Annotated in this window: 5 protein-coding genes and 3 CRISPR repeat arrays; of the genes, 4 read left to right on the top strand and 1 reads right to left on the bottom strand. The window is 40.7% G+C overall.

All coding sequences use genetic code 11. The features are described from left to right. Positions 1 to 102: 102 nt before the first annotated feature. On the bottom strand, positions 103 to 1,356 hold the full coding sequence (locus tag IQ234_RS06140) for a helix-turn-helix transcriptional regulator (RefSeq protein ID WP_193956432.1): 1,254 nt from the start codon (positions 1,354 to 1,356) through the stop codon (positions 103 to 105). Between the two features lie 194 nt (positions 1,357 to 1,550). Here IQ234_RS06140 and csx18 point away from each other — a divergent pair, with 194 nt between their 5' ends. The 4 genes from csx18 to IQ234_RS06160 all read left to right on the top strand — a co-directional run. Continuing rightward, positions 1,551 to 1,829: a CRISPR-associated protein Csx18 gene (gene csx18, locus IQ234_RS06145; RefSeq protein ID WP_193956433.1), complete on the top strand. Its 279-nt coding sequence runs from the start codon at positions 1,551 to 1,553 to the stop codon at positions 1,827 to 1,829. 13 nt (positions 1,830 to 1,842) lie between these two features. Then, positions 1,843 to 2,835: a CRISPR-associated endonuclease Cas1 gene (cas1, locus tag IQ234_RS06150; RefSeq protein ID WP_193956434.1), complete on the top strand. Its 993-nt coding sequence runs from the start codon at positions 1,843 to 1,845 to the stop codon at positions 2,833 to 2,835. 120 nt (positions 2,836 to 2,955) lie between these two features. Then, complete coding sequence (gene cas2 / locus IQ234_RS06155) at positions 2,956 to 3,234, top strand: CRISPR-associated endonuclease Cas2 (RefSeq protein ID WP_151695315.1); 279 nt, start codon at positions 2,956 to 2,958, stop codon at positions 3,232 to 3,234. A 195-nt stretch (positions 3,235 to 3,429) separates the two neighbouring features. After that, positions 3,430 to 7,893: direct repeats of the CRISPR family, unit length 36 nt; unit sequence CTCTCTACTAGCTAGAGAAATTAATTGAATGGAAAC. Between the two features lie 203 nt (positions 7,894 to 8,096). After that, positions 8,097 to 9,314: direct repeats of the CRISPR family, unit length 36 nt; unit sequence CTCTCTACTAGCTAGAGAAATTAATTGAATGGAAAC. A gap of 134 nt (positions 9,315 to 9,448) precedes the next feature. Next, positions 9,449 to 10,001: a CRISPR direct-repeat array (repeat unit 36 nt; unit sequence CTCTCTACTAGCTAGAGAAATTAATTGAATGGAAAC). 183 nt (positions 10,002 to 10,184) lie between these two features. Next, the coding region (locus tag IQ234_RS06160) for a transposase family protein (protein WP_193956435.1) at positions 10,185 to 10,418 on the top strand (234 nt) is incomplete at its 3' end.

Here is a 10,418-nt window from a genome sequence, read left to right on the forward strand (position 1 = left end):
GCTGACCGATGTTCCCACTATATTCAATATGCCCTAGTAACTGCTAGAGATAACACGATATTTTGAAGATTTTTTCTAAAAAGCTTCAAAAGCTTATCCTGTCTAAGTTTCTGGTGGTATGGATTTTTTACTATGATTATCATCTGTTGGGGGAGAATATCGAGCGACCAACATTTGCGCCGAGCGCTGGTGTTTTTCCGCCATTTCTAGGGGAGAGAGAATCTGGGCGTGTTCGAGATAGCGCTGTACCCACCAGAGGAATTCTTCTAGGGAACGGGACGGGAGAGCGATGTGGTAGTCGATCGAGTTAAGGATTTTTGTCTGCGGGTCGATCTGGGGATTTGTTAACTTCTGCCGGGGGTGACGTGCTTCTCCCTCCTGGATAAAGTAACTCACAGGATGAAAAAAGCGAACTTTAACGGTAATGAGGGTTAATTGTGCCGCTAATTCCAATTTTTGCCCTGCTAAATCCCCCAAATTCAAGCCCCAGCCATTTTTAATCAGTTTGTGGGCGTTATTAAGGCTGTGGCGCTGTTCTTCAAGGGAGCGAGAGGGTTCTGGGAGGATTCGACAATGACCGGCGAAACGATTGAGGCGGCCGATCGCCAGACAGCCCTCGGGATAGGTTTCGTAGAGGAGATACCAGCCAATGTCACGGTAAATTAGCTGGAGGGGATAAATCGGGAAGGGCCCGATAAATTTCTTTTGATAGGGATCGATCGGTCGGGCGATCTCGATTACCTCTCCCCGGACAATGGCCTGTTCTAGGGTGTCGATTTTCTCGTATAAAGTTTGGCGATATTTTCCCCGTTCCATCATCTCTTCGGGATCGGTATAGTTGATCGGTCGATCGAGTTGTTCCCAGACGGGATAGAGAAAGTCAGCCCGGGAGCCGAGTGTAAACCCTTGAAGACGGCGATCGAGTTGGTGATAGATCTGACGGATTCTCGGATCACCCTGATGGAGGGTCCGGGAGCGGAGTGCATCAAAGGCGATTTTAAGTTCGTCGGGACTCATAACCCCGGTGCCGAGATAATACCCCCAGCGATAGATGTGGCGATCGAGAATTTTGTAATCCCGTAGGGTCGTTATGTCTTTTCTCAGGGTGGCAATGGAGGGATATTCCGCGGGCCAACCGAGGGCGAGGGTGGCGGCGAGTTCTCTCACCCGTTCCTGTACTTCTGTTAATGCGTTGTGATCCTTCCCCGAATGATAATTTTCCGAGGGATCGAGGGTTTGATAACCGACTCCGGGGTGTCGGACGAGGGTGGCGATCAGGAGCATAAGTCGCTGGAATTCGCGACTATCTCGTTCACGCAGTGTTCTTTCCCTAGGGGATTTGGGGTGCTGAGTCATACAGATGCAATCGGTTCAGTCAAGGGGAAAGCCGATATAAATTTACCTCACTCCGAGGGCTAGAAAATCCGATCAGGACTGGAAAAATCAGCCGATCGATCGAGGGGTTAAATTATTGGCTTTTTAGGGTATTGAAGAGATATTTAGGGCTATCTTGGTAGGGAGTGTCGCTCTCTATCTAGGAAAAAAAGGTTATGTATATATCCAAAAGGAGTGCTTTCATTCGGAATTGTGCGGTATCGGGCGTTAATGGAACAATTACGCTGGTTATCCTCTTAATCGCACCTTTAGGATTACTGGCGGTGATTGTGAACACGGCCCTGATCACGCTTTCCACATTTATCGTTGTTTCCCTAGGCGATCGAGTGGTGATCTGGCTCTGGCGAGATCGATTACCAGATAGTATGAGAGAAACATACAGACTCACCCATCGAGAAGCCAATCGCTCGATCGAAAGAAGACGGGACGAGTGAGGGAGGTATCCAGATGAGATGTCTGTATGTTTCCCAACAGGGTTGTTATGTGTCTGTCAAGGGGGAAAACCTGCTGGTTAAGCGAGAAGGGCAGGTTCTGGGGTCGGTACAATTACCTCTGGTGGAACAGGTTTTAATTTTTGGCAAGTCTCAGATGACGACGGAGGCGATCCGCGCTTGTTTAAGGAAAAATATCCCGATCGTTTATCTGTCACGCATGGGTTATTGTTACGGGCGCTCGATCTCGATCGAGCGCGGTTATCGTTATCTAAGTCGTTACCAGCAGCAGTTGAGCGCGAGCGATCGATTAATAGTAGCTAGGGCGATCGTGGGGGCGAAATTAAAAAATAGTCGGGTTATTCTGCTCCGACAACAGAGGAAAAGGGGAACGGATAATATGGCTCGATCGATTCAAAGTATCGAGTATCTGATCGAACAGTCGGCCAAGGCCCAGAGCATCGATCGTCTGATCGGTTTTGAGGGAGCGGCGGCCCACAGTTATTTTTCGGCGTTGGGAGACTGTTTGATCAATCCTGATTTCACCTTTTTAGGTCGTTCCCGTCGTCCTCCGGGTAATCCGGTCAATGGGATTTTGAGTTTCGGTTATCAGGTACTATGGAACCATTTGCTGGCTTTAATCGAGCTTCAAGGACTCGATCCTTATGATGCTTGTTTGCATCAAAGTTCGGAACGTCACGCTGCCTTAGCTTCTGATTTAATCGAGGAATTTCGCGCACCGATTATCGATTCTTTGATGTTGTATCTTGTTAATCGAAATGTGATCAGTGTTCTAGAAGATTTTGACTATCGAAATGGTGGCTGTTATTTAAATAGTTCCGGGCGAAAAAAAATGTTAAGAGCTTTTGTTCAGCGAATGGAAGAAGAACTACAATCCGGCGAGGAGGAAAAACAACCGCGCTGGGATTTGTTATACCAACAGGTTAAATGCTTTAAATCCTTTGTTTATTCCCCCAGTAATGGGTATCAGCCTTATTTGATCCGCTAAGTAGCTGGTTATAATTAAATTAAAAATGGATTTTAGGTTCGATCCCCCCCGCCCCCCTTGATAAGGGGGGTGCCGATAGGCGGGGGCATCTGAAAGTTTTCAATACCTACCTACTTAATCATGTTATTTTATGTCATCGCCTATGATATTCCCTGCAATAAAAGACGTAAAAAAGTGGCTGATTTACTAGAAGGATACGGCCAACGGGTTCAGTATTCAGTTTTCGAGTGTGTTTTAAGCAAATCTCTATACAATCAGTTAAGAGAACGTCTGCAAAAGCAAATCAAAGAAAACGAGGATAGTATTCGATTTTACCCCATCTCTGGCCATACTTTAGCACAAATAGAGACTTTAGGCGGTGTCCCACTAACTAAACCGCCAAGTTCTACGATCATCTGATTCGGTATCATCGACTAGCGACCGACAGGGGTGGGAGCAGATAACCTCGATTTCTGGTAAAATCCCTCGATCTACCACAGGATAAGAATTTTGGGGTTTATGGGGTTAGCTGTGCGACCGTATCCAGCTATAATTAAACTATCGGTCGCAACTGGCTTCTGAATCTCAATCCTGTTCGGACGTTTGCCCACCGGCCTCTCTACTCGCTAGAGAAATTAATTGAATGGAAACTTAAATCGCAGTGACAACCTCACTCCTAGCCGCGATCTCTCTACTCGCTAGAGAAATTAATTGAATGGAAACCTGTTTTGTTTGGTTCTGGTGCTAGTTTTGTTGCGGTTCCTCTCTACTCGCTAGAGAAATTAATTGAATGGAAACGATCATTTTTAATCTCCTTTTTGTTTTTACTTACCTAGACTCTCTACTCGCTAGAGAAATTAATTGAATGGAAACCAAGCCGATAGTCCGATAATTGTGGCTCCGAAGATTTCTCTCTACTCGCTAGAGAAATTAATTGAATGGAAACTGAGTATTCATGTTTTTTACTCCAAGGTTTTCTTGAACTCTCTACTCGCTAGAGAAATTAATTGAATGGAAACTTCTAATAGAATTTGAGCGGTTTCTCGATCAAGAAACTCTCTACTCGCTAGAGAAATTAATTGAATGGAAACGTCAGGGAACTTGATAAAAACCTCTTAAATGCCCAACTCTCTACTCGCTAGAGAAATTAATTGAATGGAAACACTTCTTCTATGGGAATTCCTTCGTTAGGAGATTTAGGAACTCTCTACTCGCTAGAGAAATTAATTGAATGGAAACTTCGTACCGTTTGATCACTATCCAACGCCCATAATTCTCTCTACTCGCTAGAGAAATTAATTGAATGGAAACAAGATCGAAAGTAATCGGATCAGATCGGCTCGTTTAGGACTCTCTACTCGCTAGAGAAATTAATTGAATGGAAACGAAAATAAGGCCGTCACCACGGCACTACTCCGAGAGGCTTTCTCTCTACTCGCTAGAGAAATTAATTGAATGGAAACATTTCTGCAATACCCTCGGTAATGGCTTCAAATTGATCAGCTCTCTACTCGCTAGAGAAATTAATTGAATGGAAACAGGTCGTCATCTTGATGTTTAGGAGCCGGCATCAGGGAGCTCTCTACTCGCTAGAGAAATTAATTGAATGGAAACATAGGAGTACGTTGTATACCGATGATTTGGCCTTCTTCCTCTCTACTCGCTAGAGAAATTAATTGAATGGAAACAGTAGTGGCACGAGTACCTGCGGTGCTGATAATGGAACTCTCTACTCGCTAGAGAAATTAATTGAATGGAAACTCGTTACGTAGGAACCATTGTGGTTCCTTATATCACCTCTCTACTCGCTAGAGAAATTAATTGAATGGAAACTGAGGGGCAAATGGCCCCGCCGGCCATTCGCGCCCATCAGATAACTCTCTACTCGCTAGAGAAATTAATTGAATGGAAACGATACAGCGTTTGGTACGTGCGGCTTTGTCGGCTTTAATGCTCTCTACTCGCTAGAGAAATTAATTGAATGGAAACACAATCACACCAGAAACCATTAGAGATTGCTATCTCGGATAGCCTCTCTACTCGCTAGAGAAATTAATTGAATGGAAACAATTAAAGTAATTTCTTTAATTCGATTAATAATTACCTCTCTACTCGCTAGAGAAATTAATTGAATGGAAACTGATTTGATTGTTGTTGCTAGTAGCGGAGTTGGTAGACTCTCTACTCGCTAGAGAAATTAATTGAATGGAAACACAAACACATCACAAACCAACTTCTTCTGAATCATTTCTCAACTCTCTACTCGCTAGAGAAATTAATTGAATGGAAACTCGATTCCGCTATCCTGCATTCGGAATCCCTATTAGGGATCTCTCTACTCGCTAGAGAAATTAATTGAATGGAAACCTCAGTTACACCTAACTTAATGACTTTGCTGTTCATCTTCTCTCTACTCGCTAGAGAAATTAATTGAATGGAAACCCGGCGTAATCGCCGTATGCTTGAGCCATTTCTGGCTCTCTACTCGCTAGAGAAATTAATTGAATGGAAACATAACACCGTGGAAGTCGGAGCAGCTACCTACGTTTCTCTCTACTCGCTAGAGAAATTAATTGAATGGAAACTGGTGACTAACCCCTTAATCGTTTGTTCATCGACTACTCTCTACTCGCTAGAGAAATTAATTGAATGGAAACTTCCGCTACCGTATTCACGAGCGCATCATCGATACCTTTATTGACTCTCTACTCGCTAGAGAAATTAATTGAATGGAAACTTACTGGATACTCGGCTTTAAATACCGAGGTTTGGGTTCTCTCTACTCGCTAGAGAAATTAATTGAATGGAAACTCTTTACCAGCAGAACGACTGATTATCAGGGAGATTAACTCTCTACTAGCTAGAGAAATTAATTGAATGGAAACTTTATGCGATCAATTATTGGATTACTAGAAGGGAAAACTCTCTACTAGCTAGAGAAATTAATTGAATGGAAACAAGCAGGGGAAACTAACTGGTCGATTGGTAATAATAGTCTCTCTACTAGCTAGAGAAATTAATTGAATGGAAACTTCTAAGATAACATCTTCCCACACATCCGATTCTAACTCTCTACTAGCTAGAGAAATTAATTGAATGGAAACTCAGAAATGACCGCAGATGAAAAAGAGCGGCTTGATTCTCTCTACTAGCTAGAGAAATTAATTGAATGGAAACCTGGGTAGCAGCAGTTACCCGACCACTAATCGCCTCCTCTCTACTAGCTAGAGAAATTAATTGAATGGAAACCATCTATGAGGTAGACCCCAATCAGTATCAGGCTATCCCTCTCTACTCGCTAGAGAAATTAATTGAATGGAAACCTTACTACGCCAAGGGGGGTATATGCTTCCGCTATCTCTCTACTCGCTAGAGAAATTAATTGAATGGAAACGCTGCTAGTGCTGCAGCTTTATATGCTTCTCGTTTGACTCTCTACTCGCTAGAGTAATTAATTGAATGGAAACTATAGGCACTCTTCAAGTTGATCTCTGTCCACTCGGCCTCTCTACTCGCTAGAGTAATTAATTGAATGGAAACTAACACTGTTGTTATAAACGTATTCCCAGTCTAGTACTCTCTACTCGCTAGAGTAATTAATTGAATGGAAACAGGGAGGAGGTCTTCCTTACGGGAGTAGGCCTTCCCCTCTCTACTCGCTAGAGTAATTAATTGAATGGAAACGGTTGATAGAGTTGATGGAATTGTTAGAGCTGATAGTCTCTCTACTCGCTAGAGTAATTAATTGAATGGAAACTTAACCCTCAAAATGGTGATGTTCTGCCCTTGATGAACTCTCTACTCGCTAGAGTAATTAATTGAATGGAAACATTGTTGCCGGCACTAGGAGGAAGTTCCACAGGTCCCACAGCTCTCTACTCGCTAGAGTAATTAATTGAATGGAAACACATATATAAAACTCATAATGATCTGTTCCTCGCTTATCTCTCTACTCGCTAGAGTAATTAATTGAATGGAAACTCTTAGAGCATTTTGTAAGGCTTGTGCAGCGCAACTCTCTACTCGCTAGAGTAATTAATTGAATGGAAACCGCATGAGGCCAGCCTCGTAGGATTCCTCTACAGGATCAGCGACCTCTCTACTCGCTAGAGTAATTAATTGAATGGAAACTTGAAATCTATGATCGATTTTGGAACCATTATAAAGCTCTCTACTCGCTAGAGTAATTAATTGAATGGAAACAAACCTTGTATTTAGACACGCCTAGATTTCCAGCAACTTGTCTCTCTACTCGCTAGAGTAATTAATTGAATGGAAACAGGATTGGGGAGCATGAACTACTTGCCGTGAGCTTGCCCTCTCTACTAGCTAGAGAAATTAATTGAATGGAAACTTTTACTGTCGGTAGGCGATAGTTTAAATTAGTCATTCTCTCTACTAGCTAGAGAAATTAATTGAATGGAAACCAATCTGTGATAGGTACGAGATACAGCCTGGCGAGACTCTCTACTAGCTAGAGAAATTAATTGAATGGAAACAACATGGTACTCAACCCCGTCAATCGTCGCAACTAACTCTCTACTAGCTAGAGAAATTAATTGAATGGAAACTTCCGTGTTTTCCTCCAAAATATTTTTGGTTAATTTGACTCTCTACTAGCTAGAGAAATTAATTGAATGGAAACAGTAGCTGAATTAAGAACCTTAGACGTAGCTGTATAACTCTCTACTAGCTAGAGAAATTAATTGAATGGAAACTGGAACTTTCTAGATCAACCGCGCCTAACCCCCTACTCTCTACTAGCTAGAGAAATTAATTGAATGGAAACTTCGGTGTCGGTGGGAATGTATGCGATGGTGACAACTCTCTACTAGCTAGAGAAATTAATTGAATGGAAACAGTTTGTCCTGTAAATACTGGTAAACTTCTTTCTGCTCTCTACTAGCTAGAGAAATTAATTGAATGGAAACTAAATCACCCTCTACCACAAAATTAGAGGCTATTGCTATCTCTCTACTAGCTAGAGAAATTAATTGAATGGAAACTCACAGATGATATCGTTAACAGAAAAGTATTGTACACTCTCTACTAGCTAGAGAAATTAATTGAATGGAAACCAATTAGTGCAGATTGCGACAACTCAAACCTTGTCTAGACTCTCTACTAGCTAGAGAAATTATAGCGTTTCCTGTTCTCACGAGGTACATTGTTGATGGTAAAAAGTTTAATCAGCAGAAGTTTGACTATACCACACAGGTGTGAGAAACGCTATAATTGAATGGAAACTCAGGGAGTTACTGCGGGGGATAGCGATAATCCAGCTCTCTACTAGCTAGAGAAATTAATTGAATGGAAACTTTTTCCGATCAATCGAAGGATATAGCCACACTTTTTTGCTCTCTACTAGCTAGAGAAATTAATTGAATGGAAACCTCCTCTACCATCTTGTTAGTGCTAAAGCCTTGCAACTCTCTACTAGCTAGAGAAATTAATTGAATGGAAACAAATGATTAATGTAATTCAAAGAAATAAAGAAACTCCTCTCTACTAGCTAGAGAAATTAATTGAATGGAAACTCGATCAAATTTTTTCGCAATTGCTGAAAAACCTTAAAACTCTCTACTAGCTAGAGAAATTAATTGAATGGAAACCAATAAAAACTAGGAAAAGGATTGACATTTTCTAGCTCTCTCTCTACTAGCTAGAGAAATTAATTGAATGGAAACGTGCATATTACACAATCCCCAAGCGTTAGGTAATTTCCTCTCTACTAGCTAGAGAAATTAATTGAATGGAAACCTTGGTGGGTAATGTTCGGAGCTTGGCTAGTTGTTAGCTCTCTACTAGCTAGAGAAATTAATTGAATGGAAACTGGAACTTAATCCGTAAAATTTGCACAGCTTGCGGAGCTCTCTACTAGCTAGAGAAATTAATTGAATGGAAACTTCATTTCTTTCAGCGATTATCTCCCCGTGTGTGACGATGTCTCTCTACTAGCTAGAGAAATTAATTGAATGGAAACAGTGCATTCGCATATGTAAAATTCAAAATGATCTGTCTCTCTACTAGCTAGAGAAATTAATTGAATGGAAACTATTTTCGGATTTGAATGATTCGTACACCTTGATAAAACTCTCTACTAGCTAGAGAAATTAATTGAATGGAAACGTAATCAAGGTGAACATAGCCCGATTCATGGAGTTTTTTAACTCTCTACTAGCTAGAGAAATTAATTGAATGGAAACTTCATGAGTCCGTAAAAGGTTCAAAAGGCGATTTTTTCTACTCTCTACTAGCTAGAGAAATTAATTGAATGGAAACATTGTAAATAGAGGTATTTACAATGGAATTCTTGATACTCTCTACTAGCTAGAGAAATTAATTGAATGGAAACCCACTAGCTTGTTTTTCTTGTATTTGTCTTTTCTTCTCTCTACTAGCTAGAGAAATTAATTGAATGGAAACATTGTAAATAGAGGTATTTACAATGGAATTCTTGATACTCTCTACTAGCTAGAGAAATTAATTGAATGGAAACCCACTAGCTTGTTTTTCTTGTATTTGTCTTTTCTTCTCTCTACTATAGCAAAGATCGGGGTGGTTAGGACAATCAATCGCTGAAACCCTTGACCGATAAGAGTTTGAAAATTGAAAGCGTCCTAAATAACCCATTTTTTGCTATAGCTAGAGAAATTAATTGAATGGAAACTCATTTTAGTCGTTGAAAGTGACAATTATGAACTTTACCTCTCTACTAGCTAGAGAAATTAATTGAATGGAAACTGAAAAGTCTTACTGCGTTGCTTGCCTAGCTTTAGCTCTCTACTAGCTAGAGAAATTAATTGAATGGAAACTCATCGAAGCTGTGGTTTATGGGGAGATCGAGGGACTCCCTCTCTACTAGCTAGAGAAATTAATTGAATGGAAACGAAGCTATTGTGTTTTCAGTAGCGTGTTTTTTAGACTCTCTACTAGCTAGAGAAATTAATTGAATGGAAACATGATTTACTCTGTGGTAGTAATTGTGATGAGTCCCCCGTTAACCTCTCTACTAGCTAGAGAAATTAATTGAATGGAAACTAAAGTATAAATTGGTGGAATGCGTGGATAGGCACCTCTCTACTAGCTAGAGAAATTAATTGAATGGAAACAATCTAGATATTTTAGACGGCTCACCTCCCTGCTCTTCACTCTCTACTCGCTAGAGAAATTAATTGAATGGAAACCCATCATTTAATTATTTCGGCTCTTCCGAACTTGTCATGTAAAATTACAGAAAAAACAGACAACTATTGCTGACCAATAAAACAATAATTTATCTTTAAAAGCTCACTATGCTTGCAATACAGCAATTTATTGGTTAAAATATAGACAGCCAAGACCAGCAATTTTAGACACAAGCTATACTTATGCCATCAAATCCACAATTAAAGTTAATGACCGAGCTACTTCACCTAGAAGGAGTTGTCGTTACCAATTATCAAATTATTACCGATATAGAAATTGTTTTACATTTAGAAAATATGTCAAGAGAAAGCCAGTGCATTCATTGTGGAAGTAAAACGGAAAAAGTTCATCAAAACAATGAATTAACAATCCGAGATTTACCCTTTGGAGAACAGGCATTATATCTGAGAATTAAT

Source organism: Microcystis aeruginosa LEGE 91341, assembly GCF_015206885.1.
Taxonomy (GTDB): domain Bacteria; phylum Cyanobacteriota; class Cyanobacteriia; order Cyanobacteriales; family Microcystaceae; genus Microcystis; species Microcystis aeruginosa_H.